This is a genomic window from Solidesulfovibrio sp. DCME, from assembly GCF_049995385.1.
Taxonomy (GTDB): Bacteria; Desulfobacterota; Desulfovibrionia; order Desulfovibrionales; family Desulfovibrionaceae; genus Solidesulfovibrio.
This window is the reverse complement of record NZ_CP188261.1, coordinates 1,659,078-1,677,402: the sequence shown is the minus strand read 5'-3', so window position 1 is coordinate 1,677,402 and position 18,325 is coordinate 1,659,078. Positions and strand designations below refer to the sequence as shown.

The 18,325-nt window shown below is 64.4% G+C and carries 17 protein-coding genes and 1 pseudogene; 4 read left to right on the top strand and 14 right to left on the bottom strand.

Annotated features, from left to right (window positions below; all coding sequences use genetic code 11):
* Positions 1-72 precede the first annotated feature (72 nt).
* The 7 genes and pseudogenes from ACP59X_RS07230 to ACP59X_RS07200 form a co-directional block, all read right to left on the bottom strand.
* On the bottom strand, positions 73-489 hold the full coding sequence (locus ACP59X_RS07230) for an HD domain-containing protein (RefSeq protein ID WP_428567037.1): 417 nt from the start codon (positions 487-489) through the stop codon (positions 73-75).
* 34 nt (positions 490-523) lie between these two features.
* Positions 524-691, bottom strand: a complete 168-nt coding sequence (locus ACP59X_RS07225) for a hypothetical protein (protein WP_428567034.1) — start codon at positions 689-691, stop codon at positions 524-526.
* 100 nt (positions 692-791) lie between these two features.
* Complete coding sequence (locus ACP59X_RS07220) at positions 792-1,268, bottom strand: type II toxin-antitoxin system HicB family antitoxin (protein ID WP_428567032.1); 477 nt, start codon at positions 1,266-1,268, stop codon at positions 792-794.
* Between the two features lies 1 nt (position 1,269).
* A complete protein-coding gene (locus ACP59X_RS07215) occupies positions 1,270-1,467 on the bottom strand; it encodes a type II toxin-antitoxin system HicA family toxin (protein WP_428567028.1) in 198 nt (65 codons plus the stop codon).
* Between the two features lie 45 nt (positions 1,468-1,512).
* Positions 1,513-2,733, bottom strand: a complete 1,221-nt coding sequence (locus tag ACP59X_RS07210) for a tyrosine-type recombinase/integrase (RefSeq protein WP_428567025.1) — start codon at positions 2,731-2,733, stop codon at positions 1,513-1,515.
* A 268-nt stretch (positions 2,734-3,001) separates the two neighbouring features.
* Entirely contained in the window at positions 3,002-3,319 is a 318-nt protein-coding gene (locus tag ACP59X_RS07205) for a helix-turn-helix domain-containing protein (RefSeq protein ID WP_428567023.1), read from the bottom strand.
* Positions 3,319-3,614: pseudogene (locus tag ACP59X_RS07200) on the bottom strand (type II toxin-antitoxin system RelE/ParE family toxin). Before ACP59X_RS07200 ends, ACP59X_RS07205 begins: the two are co-directional and overlap by 1 nt.
* A gap of 388 nt (positions 3,615-4,002) precedes the next feature.
* Here ACP59X_RS07200 and ACP59X_RS07195 point away from each other — a divergent pair.
* From ACP59X_RS07195 to ACP59X_RS07185, 3 genes are all read left to right on the top strand, one after another.
* Positions 4,003-4,803 carry a L,D-transpeptidase family protein gene (locus tag ACP59X_RS07195; RefSeq protein WP_428567018.1) on the top strand — a complete coding sequence of 267 codons (801 nt, stop codon included), beginning with the start codon at positions 4,003-4,005 and terminating at the stop codon, positions 4,801-4,803.
* A gap of 210 nt (positions 4,804-5,013) precedes the next feature.
* On the top strand, positions 5,014-5,967 hold the full coding sequence (locus tag ACP59X_RS07190; RefSeq protein WP_428567015.1) for a hypothetical protein: 954 nt from the start codon (positions 5,014-5,016) through the stop codon (positions 5,965-5,967).
* Between the two features lie 61 nt (positions 5,968-6,028).
* Positions 6,029-7,750, top strand: a complete 1,722-nt coding sequence (locus tag ACP59X_RS07185) for a TIGR03768 family metallophosphoesterase (protein ID WP_428567013.1) — start codon at positions 6,029-6,031, stop codon at positions 7,748-7,750.
* 572 nt (positions 7,751-8,322) lie between these two features.
* On the opposite strand, the gene ACP59X_RS07180 is transcribed toward ACP59X_RS07185, so the two are convergent.
* Entirely contained in the window at positions 8,323-8,823 is a 501-nt protein-coding gene (locus ACP59X_RS07180) for a C-GCAxxG-C-C family protein (protein ID WP_428567010.1), read from the bottom strand.
* 156 nt (positions 8,824-8,979) lie between these two features.
* Between ACP59X_RS07180 and ACP59X_RS07175 the strand changes: the two genes are divergently transcribed.
* Positions 8,980-9,963, top strand: coding sequence for a LysR family transcriptional regulator (locus ACP59X_RS07175; RefSeq protein WP_428567007.1), 984 nt, complete (start codon positions 8,980-8,982; stop codon positions 9,961-9,963).
* A 202-nt stretch (positions 9,964-10,165) separates the two neighbouring features.
* Here the strand turns inward: ACP59X_RS07175 and ACP59X_RS07170 are convergent, their stop codons facing one another.
* From ACP59X_RS07170 to ACP59X_RS07145, 6 genes are all read right to left on the bottom strand, one after another.
* On the bottom strand, positions 10,166-10,732 hold the full coding sequence (locus ACP59X_RS07170; RefSeq protein WP_428567005.1) for a hypothetical protein: 567 nt from the start codon (positions 10,730-10,732) through the stop codon (positions 10,166-10,168).
* Positions 10,729-12,849, bottom strand: coding sequence for an aldehyde ferredoxin oxidoreductase (locus ACP59X_RS07165; RefSeq protein ID WP_428567003.1), 2,121 nt, complete (start codon positions 12,847-12,849; stop codon positions 10,729-10,731). The genes ACP59X_RS07170 and ACP59X_RS07165 overlap by 4 nt, the downstream gene beginning before the upstream one ends.
* A 26-nt stretch (positions 12,850-12,875) precedes the next feature.
* Positions 12,876-13,631: a 4Fe-4S dicluster domain-containing protein gene (locus ACP59X_RS07160; RefSeq protein WP_428567000.1), complete on the bottom strand. Its 756-nt coding sequence runs from the start codon at positions 13,629-13,631 to the stop codon at positions 12,876-12,878.
* 413 nt (positions 13,632-14,044) lie between these two features.
* Positions 14,045-15,064, bottom strand: a complete 1,020-nt coding sequence (gene gap, locus ACP59X_RS07155; protein WP_428566997.1) for a type I glyceraldehyde-3-phosphate dehydrogenase — start codon at positions 15,062-15,064, stop codon at positions 14,045-14,047.
* Between the two features lie 2 nt (positions 15,065-15,066).
* Positions 15,067-15,627, bottom strand: a complete 561-nt coding sequence (locus ACP59X_RS07150) for a GAF domain-containing protein (RefSeq protein ID WP_428566992.1) — start codon at positions 15,625-15,627, stop codon at positions 15,067-15,069.
* Between the two features lie 161 nt (positions 15,628-15,788).
* Positions 15,789-18,173, bottom strand: coding sequence for a DNA/RNA non-specific endonuclease (locus tag ACP59X_RS07145; RefSeq protein ID WP_428566989.1), 2,385 nt, complete (start codon positions 18,171-18,173; stop codon positions 15,789-15,791).
* Positions 18,174-18,325 lie beyond the last annotated feature (152 nt).

Below are 18,325 nucleotides of genomic sequence, written 5' to 3'. Positions count from 1 at the left end.
CCCGGCAGGACGGTGGGAGGCCGTCTTTTCGGCTCGGTTCATGACGCCGTACCTAGCCTGGGAATAATTACATCAAAGCACCTTAAGCTTTCTCCATACTTGTATATATTTATCTAGTCGTTTACGATCTTTCTCTGTAATACTGAAAAGCCTGGCGATGTTCATATTGTCTTCTAAATCTGAAATCTTAACAGCAACAGCATCTTTATTTCCCTTTACTCTTTCAATGAATTCATCGTAAGATTCATCTTCTCGTCGCGAGACTCTCTCAACTATTTCAAGCACCTCTTTGGAAAACCCTTCAGCTTGCAAGGCCTCTATTGTCCAGTCCGTGTCCTCAACTACGTCATGAAGGACGGCGGAAATCCGCTGAATGTCTGTTTCGACTTTGAGCATACACCGCAATGGATGCAAAATATACGGCTGACCTGCCTTATCAAGCTGGCCGGAGTGGGCCTCGATAGCGATTTTAATAGCTTTCTCAAGCATCAGAGACTCCATGGCGTTCTAATAGACATCGCCGCTACGTTAACGGCAACTCGCCACATTTGCATGAACACTTTATTCCCGACGCCAACACCTCACCCAACCGCTTGGCCATGACCTTACCGATGAGATGCTTGCCGTTCTCCATCTCGCTGATATGGCGCGTGGGAATACCGGTCGCATCGGTAAGGGCTACCTGGGTCATGCCCGTCCTGGCACCGCGCAGGCACACGCTCGGCAACGCTTGGGGGCGCGATCTCATGGAAGGCTTCTCCAGGGGATGGAAGGGGCTTCCTGGGCTGCACTCATTCCCAGACCCGCTCTTTGCCTCGACTACCGAAGAACCCTGGATAAATCGGTGAAGGCTCCACTCGCACCTGGACACGGTAGCCGAGAGATTCAAGGGCCATTTCCAGGTGATCCCACTTGCTCCGGTGGTAGAGGTCCAGCAACCGGCGGACGGACTTCGGATCGGTATGCAACCGGGCGGCCATCTTCAATTGGCTGACGCCCTGATCCTTCATGGCCTGATAGATGGCCAACTTGACCACGGCCATGGGCGGCAGTTCGATCACGGGTTGCCCTGCCGTGGGCTCGCTCGGGCTGGGGATATCCTCGCCGTCGTCCATAATGGCGCACAGCATGGTCATGGCGGCGTCAAGCGCCATATCCAGGGCCTCGGCTTCGTCCTGGCCGAAAGTGACGGTCCCAGGGATGTCGGGCACCTCGGCAAGAATGGTCGCGTTGTCGTCCGGGGTCAGCACGACGGGATAGCGCAGCATTTTAAAGCTCCTTGGGGTCAATGCCCAACTGCTTGCACAGCATCTTGATGAAGACCGGGCCGAGGTCCGCGTCTCCGTGGACGGGGAGCGGGGCTTTCTTGCCGCCATAGCGGAGGAGGCAATGGCCGCCCTTTCCCCTGGCGGGCTCGACCACGACGCCAAAAGCGACGAGGCGGCGCAAAAGCTCGCGGCCTTTCATGGCAAGTAAGTAGGGCAGAAATGCCCGATGGTCAATGTCATGGAACTACTCTCCCTCGGCTTTTCTCCCGGGAAAGGAGACCACCTTGCCCGGCTCCCTGGCATCAATCCCAAGGATGCGGCAAAGCCGGCGTTCCCAGGCCAGCAGCGCGGCCCGCTTCTCCTGGTTGTAGTGGTGACGGTTGTAGATTTTGAGCACGCCTTGCAGCTGGTGGCCGAGAACCTTTTCGGCCGTCACGTCGTCAATGCCGATCTCGGCAAGCTTTGTTCGCACCGTGCGGCGCAGGTCGTGGGGGGTGAACGGAGTCTGAATGCCAAGCTCAGGCAGATGGCGTTGCAACCCGCTCGAAAGCGTCATCGGAACAATATGGCCCTTGGTGTTCTTGCCAGACGCCGAGGTGAACACGAAGCCCGATCCGTCGTCATACTGGCGGGCCTCCTCCAGGATTTCCAGGGCAAGGGGAGTCAGGGGAACACGGTGCGCCCGCCCCTCCTTCATGCGCTCGGGCGGCAGGCCCCACCAATCTTCTTCGATCTCATTCCACGGCAGGCCAGTGACTTCCCCGGACCGCTGGCCGGTCGCCAAGATAAACTTCAGGGCCAGCTTCGTAGTGGGGTAGGAGTCCAGTTTGTCTAGGCCGTGCCAGAAAAGCCGTATCTCCTCATCAGACAACACGCGTTCCCGGGGCTTTTCGCTTGGCCGCTTGATCCGCGTTGCCGGGCTGTCTTCGATAATGCCGCGCTCGGCAGCAAAGGCGAACATGCGGACCAGGACGCCAAGAAGGCGGTTGGCCGTGATGGGCGCACGTTCCCGCACGTCGTCGAGAAGCACCACGATGTCCCGACGCTTGAGGTCCACCACCTTGCGATGCCCCCAGGCGGGAATGGCGTCCTTCTCCACAAGCCGGCGGCGCTCCGCACAGGTCTTGCACTGCTTCAATTCCCGGTCCCAAAATTCATCCAAGAGGTCCTTGAAGGTCGGGGCCGCCTTTCGTGCCCGCTTGGACTCCAGCGCTTTTGCCCCCGGATCAATCCCTCGCTCCACATCGGCCAGGGCCTTACCATGCGTTTCCCGGGCCTCAGCCAGGGACATGGACGGGTACTTGCCCAAGGTCATGCGCCGGGGAATACCCTCAAAATTGTACCGAAACACCCAGGCTTTTACCCCCGAAGGGAACACCCTGACGTAGAGTCCTTTCCCGTCGCCCACCTCAAAACGCTTCTCCTGGGGTACAAGGCGCTTGATTTGAAGGTCGTTAAGTCCCATGGATAACTACCTCTACCCGCTCTAGCTGGGGTACAAAAAGTGTGCGAATATGGGTGAAAATCCCTGACCAGTCTTGAACAGACTTTCAGCCTTTTCTTTCAAGCTGTCAATTGGTTGCGAGGCTTGCTGAAGAGGTGTAAAAAGGCCTGAAAAGGCTACTTATATGCTTTTGGAGCAGGATGCCGGGTGTTCAAATCACCTCGCCCCGACCATAGACTTCACGGGCTTGCGAGCAGATCGCAGGCCCTTTTTTCGTGAGGCCTAGCCATCAGAGAGGAGTATTTCCAGGCTGGCGCTGTTTCGCCTTGCCCGGTTCAATGCTAATTTTGAGCCTGCCGCCGGTCGCCTTGGCGTAACGCCGCAACGTCTCCAGGGAGACATTCTTTCCGGATTCGATGCGAGCTACACGGGGCTGACTCACCCCCATGGCCTTGGCCACGTCCGCCTGGGTCATATTCGCCTGCGTGCGCGCCTCGATCATCGCCTCGACGAGGGCGAATTCCTCGCCCAGCACGTCGTATTCTTTCCGAAACTCAGGGTCGGCCATCATTCGTTCGCGAACCCTGCTGAAAGGGACGGTACCCATCACTCGACCTCGCTTAGCCGCTTCAGGGCTATTTCGATTTCCACGCGCGGTGTTTTTTGTGCTTTCTTGATGAATGACCACAGGATCAGGAGACGCCGGCCCGACGCAGCCACGTAACTCGAAGCTCCCAAATTTTCCTTTCTACATGCCGGGCCAAGGGCATAACCAACACCGCAATCCCCTTAGCCCGCAGCAAATCCAGGGCACGGGTCAATTTCGCCCGGATATCGATAGGAAGGGCCTCGAATTCGGCCTCTGCTAACTCATTGATGAAATGCGCGTCCCATTCGCTCATGACACTCGGCATATAATAATTATGTTATAAAATGGCAAGGGATCGCCGCCCACAACCCGCCGTAGCCGCTTTGCCGACTTTCGTGCCCCAACCTCCAAGACGCGACGACACGCTCTCCCAGCCTGACAAAGTTGCGGCTTTCTCAAAAAGAGTGCGGGAACACGTCCCATGTGCCCAAGTGCCGCCGGGTTTAGTCGAGAACTGGGCAACTGCTTTCGGTAGGCGCACACCATTCCCCCTCATTTTCCGCTTCCGCTAGGTGGCACCATTTCTGAACGATCTTGAGCGAATAGCAATACAACCCCCTTCCCGGCTTGAAAATTTCTGGCTATGATGGGCTCGTCCTTAGAAAGAGCAACCACGACGCCAGCCAGGGAGAGAGCAAGACATGAAACACCATACGGCGTTGCCGCTCCTGATCTTCCTTGTCATGGGCCTGGGACTGGGATGCCAAGCCACCCAAAAAGCTAAGGCGCAAACCGGTCCAGCCCTAGAGCAGACTTCGCCCCTGGCAGGGGCCAGTCAAATTGTGCTGGTGGTGGCCGAGAACTGGAATACGAACCAAGCCCGGTTGCGTCGGTTCGAGCGCTCCGAACCCAATGGGATTTGGCATCCTGTTGGCGAGGACGTGCCCGTGAACTTGGGACGAAACGGCTTGGCCTGGGGGCGAGGCCTGCATGGCGAGCGACTCTCTGCGGCACCGGTCAAGGCAGAAGGGGACGGGCGTGCGCCTGCCGGCGTTTTCAGTTTGCCGCGCGCCTTTATCGGCCCGTCCGAGTCCGTCGGGCCATCACCCAAGTTCCCCGTGTACCAGGTCACACCGCAAACCGTTTGCGTGGATACCGACACGTCCAAATACTACAATCAAACGTTCGAGGAAAACAAGGTAACCAAGGACTGGAACAGTGAGGAGCGGATGTTGCGGCCGGACGGCCTGTATCGTTTCGGACTGTTCGTGGATCACAATGCTCCCAACGCTCAGCCAGGGGCCGGTTCGTGCATCTTCATGCACTTGTGGCGGGGTCCCGGTTCGCCCACAGCGGGATGCACGGCCATGGCTGAACCGGGCCTGCTCGTCATTTTGGGCTGGCTCGACGCCACGAAAAGACCGGTGTTGGTGCAATTGCCCCGCGAGGAATTGGTCCGACTGGCTCCGGTCTGGGGTGCTCCTGAACTTGCAGCCAAGTAGGATCGTAATGGACGCCGAAAAACCGTCACGCGTGTCCCCAAGCGGCCTCGCGTCTCGACCGCCTCCGACAAGGCTACGCCGTTGCCCTTGCATTATTCCAGTTACCATTTCAATTATGAAACACAATTGCTTCGCGCAAAGCATTTACAAACGATGAGAATCAGATGAATATTACTGAAAAATTTGATGGATAAATGGGGAAATCGCAAGGTGAACCAATCTGTTCCTGGCTCGTCTTGCGATGGTTTCGAAGGCATCAGTCTACTCAAAACGAAAAAACGCGGACTGTTTTACGCCTTCCGTGCATTCACGGCCTTTAGCATATTGCTCATCTTCTTCTCACGCGTCTCTCCGGCTCCATGCGGCCAGCCCACCCCGGATCAAGAGCAGGCCTACCTGCAAAAGATCACCCAGGAATCGAGCAATCCTGTCGGCGAACTATGGCTGATCACCAACCAGTTCAATCTGAACCTGCAACAAGCCCCGAAAAACAGAAACTTCCAGGCTGACAAGCCGGAGTTCAATTACAATTTTCAGCCAGTACTCAAATTTGATCTGGGCAGCGACTGGCGGCTCGTCACTCGACCGCTGGTTCCCCTCTACGATTCGCCCGTGGCCAAGGGTGAATCGTCCGTGGACTACGCATTCGGGCTGGGAGACATCAATTTCAAGGCCTTGCTGAGCCCCAATACCAAAGGTCCGGGATTTCGGTGGGGCGTTGGCCCCTCCGCCATCTTGCCCACGGCCACGGACACCCGCCTGGGCAACGGCAAATGGCAGCTCGGCGGCGCCTTGGCCGCCCTGTACCTGGACGACAAATGGGTGGTGGGCATGTTCCCCGAGCACTGGTGGTCCGTGGCCGGTGATCCGACACGCCAGGCAGTGAGCCTCACCAGGATCGACTACTTCATCTGGTACTCGCCCGCCCCGACCTGGCAGGTCGGCATGTCCCCCACGGCGACCATCGACTGGCTGCAAAAAAACACCGATGACGCCGTGACCCTGCCCGTGGGCCTGGGCGTGTCCAAGACCGTGCTGTTCGGCAAGCTGCCGGTCAAGTTCGGCGTGGAGGCCGATTATGCCGTGATCCGACCGCGCCGGGTGGCAGGCGACGAATGGACGTTCAAATTTTCCATCATCCCCGTCATTCCGGAGTTGTTCTAGCCAGCCCCTGTCTGTTGCATGACAGTACCCGTCGCCCAGACAGAAGGAAGGAGTGCGCATCATGAAATTTTCCCGGCGAAATTTTCTCAACACCAGCCTCTCCGGCGTCGCCCTTGTGGCTTGTGGCGGGCTGGCGTCCGGCCTCGCATGGCTCCTTTCCCCGGCAAAAGCCGCCGCCCAGTCGCTGGCGACGCTGGCGCGCAGCGTCGTACCCGTTTCCGTGCCCGACGCCGCGCCGAAGCTGCGGCCCACGGATGTCTCCCAATACGCCCCGTCAGGCTATGGCCGTTGGCGCTTCGGCGACCCCCTCCCCACCCCCAAACGGCTTGACCTCATGGCCCCCGGCCATGACGCCGCCGCGACGAAACCGGTTGCCCGGCTGGTGCGGTTTTTTACCATCTCCGACATCCATGTCGCCGACAAGGAAAGTCCGGCCCAGCTCTTCGCCCTCGGCCTCAAACACGGCATTTCCGCGGCCTATTCCCCGGCCATGCTGTACACGACCCAGGTCCTGGACGCGGCGGTGCGGACGATAAACGCCATCCACAAGCAGGAGCCCCTGGATTTCGGCATCTCCCTGGGGGATACCTGCAACAATACCCAGTACAACGAACTGCGCTGGTATCTCGACGTCCTGGACGGAAAGGCCATCACCCCCAGTTCCGGGGCGCACACCGGCGCCGACAGCACCGACTACCAGAAACCGTTCCAGGCGGCCGGGCTGGACAAGTCCATCCCCTGGTATCAGGCGCGCGGCAACCACGATCATTTCTTCATCGGTTCCTTCCCGGTGACCGAATATTTTCGGCAGGTCTATACCGGCGACCAGGTCCTCGATCTCGGCGATTTCCTGACCGACCCCAAGGGGATCGACAGCCGGGGAACCTATCAGGGGGTTATCGACGGCCGGACGCCCTACGGGGATATCGTCGGCATGGGCCCGGTGGCGGACTTCCCCAGCCCGCCCAGGGTCGTGGCCGATGCCAACCGCCGCTCGCTCTCGCCCAAGGAATGGATGGCCGAATTTTTTCACACCACCACGACTCCGGTCGGTCACGGCTTCAGCCAGGCCACTGTCGCAAACAACTTCGCCTGCTACAGCTTCGAACCGAGGCCGGATATCCCGCTGACGGTGATTGTGCTCGACGACACCCAGCGGGAAGACGATGTCGACCACCCCCTGTCCCAGACGAGTTCCCCCGGCTACGGGCATGGTTCCCTGGACAAGGCGCGCCTGGACTGGCTCGTGGGCGAACTGGACCGGGGCCAGGCCGAGGGCAGGCTCATGTTCATCGCCGCCCATGTTCCCATCGGCGTCGAGCCGCCGACCTCCCCGGTCGGCTGGTACGCCGCCGCCGCCATCTCCGAGCCCGAACTGATCGCCAAACTCCACACCTATCCCAATCTCATCGCCTGGGTCGCGGGGCACCGGCACTGCAACGCCATTACCGCTTTTGCCTCTCCCGATGCCTCCCGCCCGGAACTGGGGTTCTGGCAGATCGAAACCTCCTCGCTGCGGGACTTCCCCCAGCAATTTCGCACCTTCGAGATCCTGCGCAACAGCGACGGCACCCTGTCCATCCTGACCGCCGACTTCAATCCGGACGTTCAGGAAGGGTCGCCGGCGTCGACCTCGCGTGCCTATGCCGTGGCCGTCCAGCAGATTTTCCACAATCCCAGGGGCTACCCCCCCACCGGTTCGTACAATGCGGAGCTTGTCATTCCCTTGAGTCCGTCCCTGCGGGCGAAGCTCAACAACGTTGGCATGCCTGTGCGTTTGTGACCCCTCCAATGGGGACAGGTTCATGGCAGGGTAGCAACCGGATATTCTCCTTGCCAGCGGAGGTTTTGCAACGCACGGATATGACGACGGCCTTTTGGATATTTTGCGGTGGTTGGAGCGGAGTGGCACCGACATTCGCCTCGTCCCGACCATGCATGGCAACGGCTTGCGGTGAAAATCGCAGGCCGTTTGTTTGTTGTGCATTTTCCGTGAGCCACATGGCTGGCCTAAAGTACGCCTTCAGGCTCGTGAATGCACGCAATTCACCAGGAGCTTCGATGCCTCTGTTCCGAGAGACCCTTGCTTCTTCCTTCAACCACGACTAGTATTCACCGTACACAGGTCGGCACATAGCGCATGGCCCCAATGGGTGTGTGGGTATCTTCTTGCCTGCTTGGCACATACGAAGCGCCGACCCCATGAAACCCACCAACATATTGAGACCAAGGCAGAATCGTAGGTGTAGAAGTGTTGAATAGGGAAATACAACAGCGCAATCCCTGCCCCATTCCGGGCCTGACGCGGCTGGATGCCGGGCAGCAGCCAGCCGCGCGCCGGCCATGCCGCTCAATTCAGCCGTTGCAACACCCGGTTGCCCGCGGCTTCTCCGATCGCGCCGTGCAGCCGCAACTGACGACAGGAGTGTTCACCGTTTCGGGAGCCTGGAGGGCCTCGTGAAAAAGGGCCGCGGTGTGGGCCGAGAACTGGATGCACTTGTCCATGCCTTCCTGCGGCCCGAACCGCTCCAGCAAGGCGGCGCAGGACGTGCACCCGTGGACGGCCTTGACGCGGTTGCGCACGTCGGCGGCAATGGCGGCCAAGCCGTCCCAGCGTTCGTCGCCACTGCGACGCCCCTGGAGATAGCCCAGCGCAATGAGCCCACCGGAGAGCGCCCCGCACAGTTCCTCCTTGCTGCGGCCGACTCCTCCCCCGAATGCCGTGCCCAAGCGGGCGACGGCCTCACTGGCCGCGACCCCTTGGCCGGCCAGCACCGCCGCCAACACCGCTTCCGCACAGTTGAAGCCACTTTCGAACAACGCCTGTGCCCGTTGCGCCACATCTCTTGTTTCCATACCGCTGCTTCTCCGTTTGCGTCGGACCGATACGCGGTCGGTGCGACGGTTGCTTTGATCTCGATTTCTGCTTAAGCATGGTTTTCGATCGAATCCAGCGAATATATCCAAAGGGGTCGATCGGAAATGCCGAAGATGGCCGACAAAGGAGCGCCTGTGGAACTGCGCGACGTCCGAACGTTCGTGGCCGTGGCTCGTCATCTGAGTTTTCATCGGGCGGCCCGGGACGTGCATGCGGCCCAGTCCACGGTATCCGCGCGCATCGCCTCCCTGGAGGGCGAATTGCAGGTGCTGCTCTTCGAGCGCCTGGGCCGGAAGGTGGTGCTCACCGAGGCCGGAAAACGCCTGCAGCAAATGGCGGTGAAGCTTCTGGACCTGGAAGACGAAGCGCGGGCCTGGGTGGCCGGCGCCTCGCAGGCCCGGGGGGTGCTCACCGTCCGCGTGCCCGAATCCCTGTGCGCCTGGCGGATGGGAGGCCTCATCCGCCAGTTCCGCCAGGAGTTCCCGTATCTGCAACTGCGCTTTATCTCCTGCACCGTCGAGGGGCTGGAAAACGATCTGCGCCAGGGCGTCACCGACCTGGCCTTTTTGCTGGCCGACAGCGTCAGGGCCGGCGACCTCGTCGTGGAAGCGCTGGGCACGGAGGAATTGCTTCTGGTGGCCGCACCGACGCATCGGCTGGCCCGGTCCGGGGCGCCCTTCGGGCTGGAGGCCTTGGCGGGGGAGACCTTGCTGCTGTGTACGGCGGATTGTGCCTATCGCAGGCTGTTCGAGGACATGTTGGCCGAAGCCGGGGTGCAGACGGCGGCCTGTCTGGAATTCTCCAGCGCGGCCTCGCTGCGGGGGTGCCTGCGGGACGGGACGGGGATCAGCATCCTGCCCACGTCGGCGGTCCGCGAAGACCTGGCGGCGGGCCACCTGGCGGTGCTTCCCCTAGAAAGCCCGGCCCTGGAAGTGGCCGTCCTGATGCTGCACCACAAAAACAAATGGCTTTCCCCGCCCCTGGCCGCATTCATGGCCTTGATGCGGGCCGCGCTCATCCCGGCCCCGTCCTTGCCGCGACCGTTGCCCCCGGGCAGCAAGGCCCCGGCCAGGAAGGGATCGGCCCCAAAGGCTGGCTGCTGCGGCTCGAAAGGCTGAGGCCGCCTTTGGCGCCCGACGCGGCAACCGTACCCCATGTCCCCACCGGCCCCTGGCCTGCGGCCGGGGCTGGCGAAAACACCGGCCAGCGGTTCTGCGGCCCACGCCAACCGGGGTTTTGCCTCCCCCGGCAAACCAGGCCGTCTCGCAGGGCCTGCTCCCTCGCCCGTGGCCGGGACGACCCGCGGCGCCAGGCCGGCGATCAGGGGTTTTGGGCGAAGGTTTCGTGTTGCTCGGCCAGAAAGGCCGCGTAGGGCCGCTCCAGGTGCCGGGTGGAGAACAGGTACACCGCCCCCGTGGACGTCGTGACCGAGGCGATATCGTCATACTCCGGGCTGGCGGCCATGGCGCTGCGGGCGGCATCGAGGGCCTGGGGCGTCAGGTCGAAGGGCGGCGCCGCGAAAAGCGTCACCGGGACGGGCCGGGGATAGTCCCGGGAATTGGCCCGGATTTCCTCGGCCACAAGGGCGACCGGGGAGCCTTTGCGGTCCAGGATGCGGGCGTAGGTGCGGCTGAGCAGGGCCGGGTCGTGGTACAGGACCTGGCCGGACAGGCCGGCGAAGGAGGCGATGCCCGGCTGCCCGGACAGGACGGCGGCCAGCCAGGGCTGCGAGTCCGCTTCCGGCGACGCCTCGGGGCATGGCGCGAAACCGCCCGCCCGAAGCCCTTCCAGCACCTCCCGCGCGCCGATCGGCCGCCCCGCCGCGCTGGCCTGGCGGATCAGCGCGACCACGGCCCGGGCCGGGTCGGCCCCGTCCTCGGGCGTCACGGCTTTCCCTCCGGCGGGGTGAGCCCGGCGGCGGCCAGGGCCTCGCCCACGTCCGCCAGGCCAAGGGCGGCGTAGCGTGCCGCACCGGGCGCGCCGGTGTCCTTGTCCCAGCCCATGGCCTCGTAGAAGAAATCCATGGCCCGGGCGATGTCGGCCGGGTCCATGCGGATGGTGCCCTTGGTAAAGGGCAAGGCGCCGTGCGCGTCCTCGAAGACCCACGGCGGAATGCGGTCATGGGCGGCCCGGACGTCCAGCCGGCCCATGCCCCGGATGGTCAGGGCCCGGTGCAGCGTGAAGATGCGTTCGCCCAGGCGGTCCAGCCCCTCCCGGTCGATGGGCCGGCCCGTGGCCAGGCTCACGAACTGCGCTTCCAGGCTGTCGTCGCCGGCGTAGCCGCGCTCCCACCGCGGAGAGGCCACCCACGGCCCCATCCAGTTGCACACCCCCAGGGCGTCGTGCAACTCCTTGCGCACCAGGGACCAGCGCGCCCGCCGGGCCTTGTACTCGTTGGCGGGCGTGTAGTCGCCCGGGGCGTCCAGGGCGTCCGGGGAGCCCCAGAGGGCGGCGGCCAGCTGTTTCTGGACCGACAACGGAAGGCCGTTGCGCACGAAGTTCGTGTGCGAATGGCACTGGGCATCGCGGTTGTACTGGGTGTTGATGATCACCCCGCACTGGCCGTCGTCCTCGTTGGCATGGTGCTTGGGGTGGCCCATCTTCCAGTAGGTCGTCGTGTGGTCCCCGGCCCACTCCTCCTCGGGGATGGACCAGACGTCGAAGATCCCGCCCGTGCCCCGGCCGAGCACCTCGCCGAGCTCGCCCTGGCGGGTGGCGATGCGGGGGATCAGGTCGAGGAGGAAGGAAGGATCGGCCTTGTCGTACTTGTCCCAGGGGATGGAGGCGTATTCCTTGGCGCCGAGCTTGGCCTTGAGGTAGCCGCCGGCGTAGAGCTTGCGCAGGTCGCGCTGCATCTGGCCGTAATTGGACCAGATGCCCAGGTCGTCGGCCAGGTGCATGCCCACCATGGAGGCCTCGATGCCCGCTTCGCCGGCGGTCTTGCCGTCGAGCTGCTTGAAAAACGACCGGCCGAAGGTGAGCCCGATGCAGGTGCTTTGCCCCACGTCCCGGATACCGTATTTGTCCGCCACCGCGGGCACCTTGATCATGGTGTGGCAGCGGATGGGGCAGGCCGTGCAGCCGTTGCCGCGCACCGTGTACTTCCAGGCCGCCTCGCCCAGGTAGAAGGCCGCGCTGTTGGAGCGGTAGGCGATCCGGTTGGGGTCGTGGATATCGCCGGTCAGCTCCACGGGCGGCGTCGCGGCGCCCCAGCGCTTGCCGGGCTGGCCCACCCAGCGGGAGGCCGGATTGTAGTATTCGGCCTGGGGCGTGGGGAAACTCGGCACCACATGCTGGTTGTTGGCGCCGAGGATGGACAGGTGGTATTTGATCAGCCGTTCCCATTCGCCCTTGTCCCCGGCGATGCGCACGGCGCCGCTGCCCTGCACGGCCACGGCCTTGAGCAGCTTGGAACCCATCACCCCGCCCACGCCGCCGGCCGAGTGGGACAGCGCATTGACCACCGTGCTCATGGGAATCCGGTGCTCGCCGGCCTGGCCGATGGCCGCCACCACGCAGTCCGGCCCCATCTCCTGGCTCAGTTCCAGGTTCGCGCGGCGAATGCCCGAGCCCCAGAGGTGGCCGGCATCGCGGATCTCCACCCGGGCGTCGCGGATCATGATCCAGACGGGCTTGTCGGCCTTGCCTTCGACGATCAGGGCGTCGTAGCCGGCGTATTTGAGCTTGGCCGCGAAATGCCCGCCCATATGCCCGGAACCCACCAGGGGCGTGGGCCAGCAACTGGGGAACATGGTGGTGATGGTCGAACGGCCGTTGCAGGGCACGCTGGTGCCGGCCAGCACGCCGGCGGCAAAAATCAGCTTGTTGGCCGCATCGAAGGGGCCGGTGCCGGGGGGCACCTCGTCCCAGAGCACGCGGTAGCCAAGCCCGGCGCCGCCGAGCAGCTCGCCGTAGCGCCCCAGCGTCTCCTCGGTCGTGATTTTCCCGGTGGACAGATCCACCCGCAGGACCTTGCCGGCGAAACCTCCGCTGGAAGCGGCCATGACTGGCTCCTTACCCTTGGCACATGCTATTGGGGCGTTTTCCCGGTGGCCGGGTGATGGCAGTCCACGCAGGCCTTGGCCTGCTGCGCCGGGACAACAGCCAGGGTCGCCCGCGTCGGCCTGGTGTCGCGGGTCAGGTCGCGCCAGGGCACGTAGCGCAGGGCCGCCGCCGGGCAGGCCTCCACGCATTTGGGGCTGCCGTGGCACAAAAAGCATTTAGTGGCGACATGGGCTTGTTCGTCAAAGGCGAGCATGTCCCACGGGCAGGCCCGCTGGCACAGGCGGCAACCCACGCACACCGTCGGATCGACCACCCGGGCCCCGGTTTTCGGGTCAGCGGTGATGGCGTTTTGGGGGCAGGCCGTGGCGCAGGGCACCGGGTGGGGGCACTGGCGGCAGGTGCCCTGGACGATGAGCCCGTCGCCCCAATCCCCGTGCGCCCCCGTGCCGCCGGTCGGGCCGTCGAGGCCGTAATCGATGGCCCGGCTGACCTTGATGCGGGCCAGGGAGGGCTGGGCCCGGCCGTCGTTGAATTCCGTGCAGGCCAGTTCGCAGCGCTGGCAGCCCACACAGCGGGTGGGATCGGCCAGGATGACCCCCTGGGCGTTGTCCAGGATCACCAGCGGGGCGTCCTGGCCCAAGGCATCGCCCAGGCCCAGAAAGGCCAGGCCGGACAGGGCGCAGACGGAGAGCTTGAGAAAACCCCGGCGGGACAGTTCGGCCGAAAGCCCGGCCGCACTGGCCGCCCGTTCGATCCATGGCGAAGCGTTGTCGCGGATCATGGTGCGCCTCCCGCTCCCGGCGTTTGCGGCCCCAGGCGCCGGCTGGCGAAAAAGCCCAACCTCCCGGAGCCTTAGGGAACGCCTTTTCTCCGTAAGGCGATTTGGCCCGGGCGTCCACGGCTGTCTCGCCCCGGCCCAGGATTTCAAGGGGATGAGCCTGCGGGCACAGGGGCGGCCCGGCGGCCGAACGGTCGGCCCCAGGGCATGCCATGCGGCCCCAGGCAACCTCTTGGCAACAAACCTTGCGGCCCCAACGCCAAGGGCCTCCCGGCACCAACCGAAAGGCCCTTTGACAGCGAAGTGGCCGCGAAACCCGGGGTGTTGCGCGCGGTTGCCCGCGCCCCGCCCCCCGGGCAAGCCCCCGCAGGGAAGCCGCGGCCGAAACCCTGCCCCGGCCGGGAACCGGCTGTCCGCTAGATGCCGCGCTGCCCCATGTAGGCGATCAGGTCGCCCACCCGGCAGGAATAGCCCCATTCGTTGTCGTACCAGGCATAGACCTTGGCCAGGTTGCCGCACTGGACCGTGGTGAATTCCGCATCCACGATGGAGGAATGGGCATCGCCCACGTAATCCGAGGACACCAGCGGTTCCGGGGAAACGGCCAGGATGCCCTTGAGCTCCCCCTCGGCCGCCGCGACCAGGGCGTCCTTGAGCCCTTCCGCCGTGGCGTCCCGTTCCAGCACGGCCACGAAATCCACCAGCGAGACCGTGGGCGTGGGCACGCGCACGGAATAGCCGGCAAACCGGCCGGCCAGCTCCGGGATCACCAGGGCCACGGCCTTGGCCGCCCCGGTGGAGGTGGGGATCATGTTGCAGGCGGCGGCCCGGGCCCGGCGCAGGTCCTTGTGGGGCAGGTCCAGGATGCGCTGGTCGTTGGTGTAGGCATGCACCGTGGTCATCACCCCCTTGGCCACGCCGTAGGCCTTGTGCAGCACGTGCACGATGGGGGCCAGGCAGTTGGTGGTGCACGAGGCGTTGGAGACGATGACATGCTTGGCCGGGTCGTAGCGCTCGTGGTTGACGCCCATGACGATGGTGATGTCCTCGTCCTTGGCCGGCGCGGAAATCACCACCCGCTTGGCCCCGGCTTCCACGTGCTGCATGGCCTTGGGGCCGGTGCGAAAGATGCCGGTGGATTCCACCACCACGTCGACGCCGAGTTCCCCCCAGGGGAGCAGGCGCGGGTCGCGCTCGGCGAGGCTGGCGATGGTGAAGTCGTCGCCGATGCGCATGGTGTCGCCTTCCACGGCCACCCGGGCGGCGAAACGGCCGTAACAGGTGTCGTGGGCCAGCAGGTGGGCGTTGGTGGCGATGTCGAAGAGGTCGTTTATGGCCACCACTTCCATCACGTCGCGATGCCGCTCCCAGATGGACCGCAGCACCTGGCGGCCTATGCGGCCGAAGCCGTTGATGCCGACACGGATCTTGCTCATGGCTACTCCTCGAAAACCTGGTAGGTGTATTCGTCCGCCAGCTGCTTGGCCCGCGAAAGCGCCGCGTACATGCGGGCATTTTCCAGGGCCAGGCCGGACAGGTCGGCGATGCAGCGCAAAAATTCCAGCTCCTCCTGGCCAAACGTCCGGCACTCGCCGGAATAGACCCGGATGGAGCCGATGATGCGCTCGCCGCCGACCGACAGCGGCACCACCACCAGGGAGCACAGCCCCTCGGCCGCGGCCTCCTTGGGATACTGGAAGCGGTCGTCCTGGCCGACGTCGGTGATGGTCACGATCTCGCCCTTGAGCACTTCCTGGTCGAGGCGGGATTTGGCCACTTCCACCGGCCCCTTGTGGGCGTAGCGCTCCGACAGGCCATAGTAGGCCCCCGGCTCCAGGACCTTGCCGTCGCGGCCGAGCAGCCGGATGAAGCAGCCCTTGGCCCCCATGGCCTTGGTCGTATGTTCGGCGATCAGGGCCAGGACCTCGGCCGGCTTGCGGCTCATGTTGAGCTGGCGGGCGATCTCGTAGATGGCCATGGTGTGCTCGTGCAGTGCCATGTTGCATCCTCCTTCACGGTTGTGTCCCCAGGCCGGGCCGTTGGGGGCGTTTTTCCATGCCTTCGGCCCCTTCCTACCGCGTCGCCGGCCGTTTGGCCACGCACAGCGCCCCTGCCCGGCCCGGCGGCCCCGTGGGGGCGGCCGCCGGGCAACGCGTCGAGCTATACGGCCGCCTTGCGCCGCAGGCCACCGCGCAGACCGATCTCCATCCCGCGCACCGTCGCGAACTGGTCGGCGGCCAGGAGCGAGGGATCGAACTCCAGGCCGGTCATGGCCGCGATGTCCTTGATCGGACACAGGAAGGGCACGAACTCCGGGGCCACGGTGAACTCGAAAAGCACCTTCGAGGTGTCCTGCTCCAAAACGAAGCCGTAGGCGGCAAGGCCCTGCGCCACAGCCGCGACAATGACCTTCCAAAACCGGGTGGGGATCTTGGCCTGCAGCACCGCCCCCCCGTCGCCCACACCCATGAACACCGGGTCGGCGGGATCGAGCACCGGCCCGGCGAAGACGCACAGCCGCTCATTGGCCGCCTGGCTCTGCACCAGGTTTTCCAGGTCGCCCCAGTTGTCCTTCCCCAAGGCCGCCTGGTTGAAGGTGGCCACCTGGGGCGAACAGTTGGTGACGTGGAAGGTGTCGCCATTGGCCCGCCGCACCAGGGCGTAGGTGCGTCCCCAGGTCACGTCCTCCCGGCGCACCAGGTGACCCTTGTCAAAGGAGTTGCGATCCTTGGAGAAAAAGACGTCCGGCAACTGTTGGCGCGCTTCCAGGCGCGGGTCGGGGAACCAGCGTTCCCTGTCGTTTTTGCCAAGCCCGCCCAGGCCGTCGCGGCTGTAGTCCCGCCCGGGTTCCGGCCTTTTGAGCTCCGGCTCGGTGGTGACATTGGCCGCGGTCAGCAGGGCCAGGCGCCGCTCGGCGTGCATCATGACGGAGAAATTCTGGTAGCGCAGGACGGTCTCGCCGGAGGTGCCAACGGCCAGCACGGCCGGGTTTTGGGCCACGGGCAAGGGAACCCGCGGCAGGTGCTCCCCGTCAGCGGGCGCAACCGCGTCCGGGCTCGCCTCGCCCGGTGTGCGGGTGAACAGGAAGGCGGGGTCGTAGCCTTTGCGGGAGGCGTAGTCGGTGTCGTGCTCGGGCATGCGGGCCGCTTCCAGGCTTTGCGCCGTCTCGGTGACGGCTTCGGCCGTCACCCGGCCGGATGCCGCCTGGCCGGGCCCGCCCAGGCTCACGGTGATCCGCAAGGGGATTTCGAAGGTGACCGAACCGCCCGAGGCGGGCGCGGTCACGGAACCGGTCCCCTTGGTCTGGCCACCGCCCGTCGCCTGGCCGTCCATCACAGCGCCGCCGGCCGCCGGGCTGTCGGCCGTCGCTGCGGCCCCGGCCGCCGCCTCCTGGGCATCGGCCCGGGTCCACCACGCCCCCCAGGTGTTGGGCCCGCCGGAAGGCGTTCCGGCAAAGGTGACGCCGGCCTGGACCACGCGGCCGTCCTGGGCCAGGGCACCGGAGGGCACGGCATAGTTGCGCTCGTGGTAGTTGCCGCCGAAGTGCAGGGCCAGGACGTGGCCGGTTTCCAGATCGATCACGGCCGAGCCGGAATTGCCGCCCAGGGTCGAGCAGTCGTGGGTGGCGGCGGGGACGCGCTTGGCAAAGCTCTCGACGTCGAAACCTTCGTGAAGCTCGCCGGGCTGCAACCGTTTCACCCCGTAGACGCCCTGGAAGAGCTTCCACATGTCCTGCTGGGCATTGCGCGGATCATAGGCCGGGTAGCCGATGACGACGATGGTGCGGCCGGCCAGGCCCCGGGCGTCCGTGACCGACAGGCTCAACGGCTCGTGGCCTTGGGGCAGCCCGTCCACGGCCAGGATGGCCATGTCCCAGTAGGGGTGGATCATCACGACCCGCTGCACTTTGAAGGTCGGGCCGGTTTTGCGCCCCTGTTCCTGCTTGAAGTCGATGCCGGCCATGGCGCCGGGGAGAAAGTCCAACCGCCGGTCGCCCAGGCCCTTGGCAAAGATGCCGGCCACATGGCGGTTGGTCATGAGCAGGCCCCGGCCGACCACGAATCCCGTGCCACCGTAGGGCAGGCTGGCATGGCCGGGCAGCTCGATGCGGCCGATGGAAGGGATGGCAGCTTCGATCTTCGTCCGCTTCCCTTGGTCGTTGAGTATATCGTTCCACAAGGGATGGTTCACGGTGTAGGTCCCGTCGACGATGGGAATGGCCGGGCGTATTTCCGCGTTGATGATCGCCTCGAGCCCGAGGTGCTGGTCCTCGGACAGGTCACGCCCCATATCCAGGCCTTCCAGGGCCGAGACGGCCAGGGAGGACACGACCTCGGTGCCCAACCCCATGGCGGGCCTGGCCGCGGTGCCCGGTCCCGCAGTGGGCATGGCCGCAGTGCCCACCCCCATGGTGGTCATGGCCGCGGTGCCGACCCCTGCGGCGGCCTGGCCTTGCAAATGCGTCCGCAGGGCCTCGATACCCCCGGTTTTACCCGTTATAAGCTGAAGATACCCTTCGAGTCGCTGTGCATCCGGTCGGGACATACGCTCCTCCTTGCCCTTTGCTGGGGGTGATCCGCCACGGGAACCGGATGTCGGGAGGATTCCGGTCGCGGACCGGGGGGCGCAACCACCGGGACACCGCACCGGTTGCTGCGTGCCAATGACACGGGAAAAACGTCTCTGACCTGCAACGA

Bases quoted from the DNA above. Each gene is read 5' to 3' on its own strand.
- gap (WP_428566997.1), bottom strand. From the start codon at position 15,064: ATGAGCAAGATCCGTGTCGGCATCAACGGCTTCGGCCGCATAGGCCGC.
- ACP59X_RS07160 (WP_428567000.1), bottom strand. From the start codon at position 13,631: ATGATCCGCGACAACGCTTCGCCATGGATCGAACGGGCGGCCAGTGCG.
- ACP59X_RS07215 (WP_428567028.1), bottom strand. From the start codon at position 1,467: ATGAAAGGCCGCGAGCTTTTGCGCCGCCTCGTCGCTTTTGGCGTCGTG.
- ACP59X_RS07210 (WP_428567025.1), bottom strand. From the start codon at position 2,733: ATGGGACTTAACGACCTTCAAATCAAGCGCCTTGTACCCCAGGAGAAG.
- ACP59X_RS07150 (WP_428566992.1), bottom strand. From the start codon at position 15,627: ATGGCACTGCACGAGCACACCATGGCCATCTACGAGATCGCCCGCCAG.
- ACP59X_RS07180 (WP_428567010.1), bottom strand. From the start codon at position 8,823: ATGGAAACAAGAGATGTGGCGCAACGGGCACAGGCGTTGTTCGAAAGT.
- ACP59X_RS07220 (WP_428567032.1), bottom strand. From the start codon at position 1,268: ATGCTGCGCTATCCCGTCGTGCTGACCCCGGACGACAACGCGACCATT.
- ACP59X_RS07165 (WP_428567003.1), bottom strand. From the start codon at position 12,849: ATGGCCGCTTCCAGCGGAGGTTTCGCCGGCAAGGTCCTGCGGGTGGAT.
- ACP59X_RS07145 (WP_428566989.1), bottom strand. From the start codon at position 18,173: ATGTCCCGACCGGATGCACAGCGACTCGAAGGGTATCTTCAGCTTATA.
- ACP59X_RS07205 (WP_428567023.1), bottom strand. From the start codon at position 3,319: ATGGGTACCGTCCCTTTCAGCAGGGTTCGCGAACGAATGATGGCCGAC.
- ACP59X_RS07230 (WP_428567037.1), bottom strand. From the start codon at position 489: ATGCTTGAGAAAGCTATTAAAATCGCTATCGAGGCCCACTCCGGCCAG.
- ACP59X_RS07225 (WP_428567034.1), bottom strand. From the start codon at position 691: ATGACCCAGGTAGCCCTTACCGATGCGACCGGTATTCCCACGCGCCAT.
- ACP59X_RS07195 (WP_428567018.1), top strand. From the start codon at position 4,003: ATGAAACACCATACGGCGTTGCCGCTCCTGATCTTCCTTGTCATGGGC.
- ACP59X_RS07185 (WP_428567013.1), top strand. From the start codon at position 6,029: ATGAAATTTTCCCGGCGAAATTTTCTCAACACCAGCCTCTCCGGCGTC.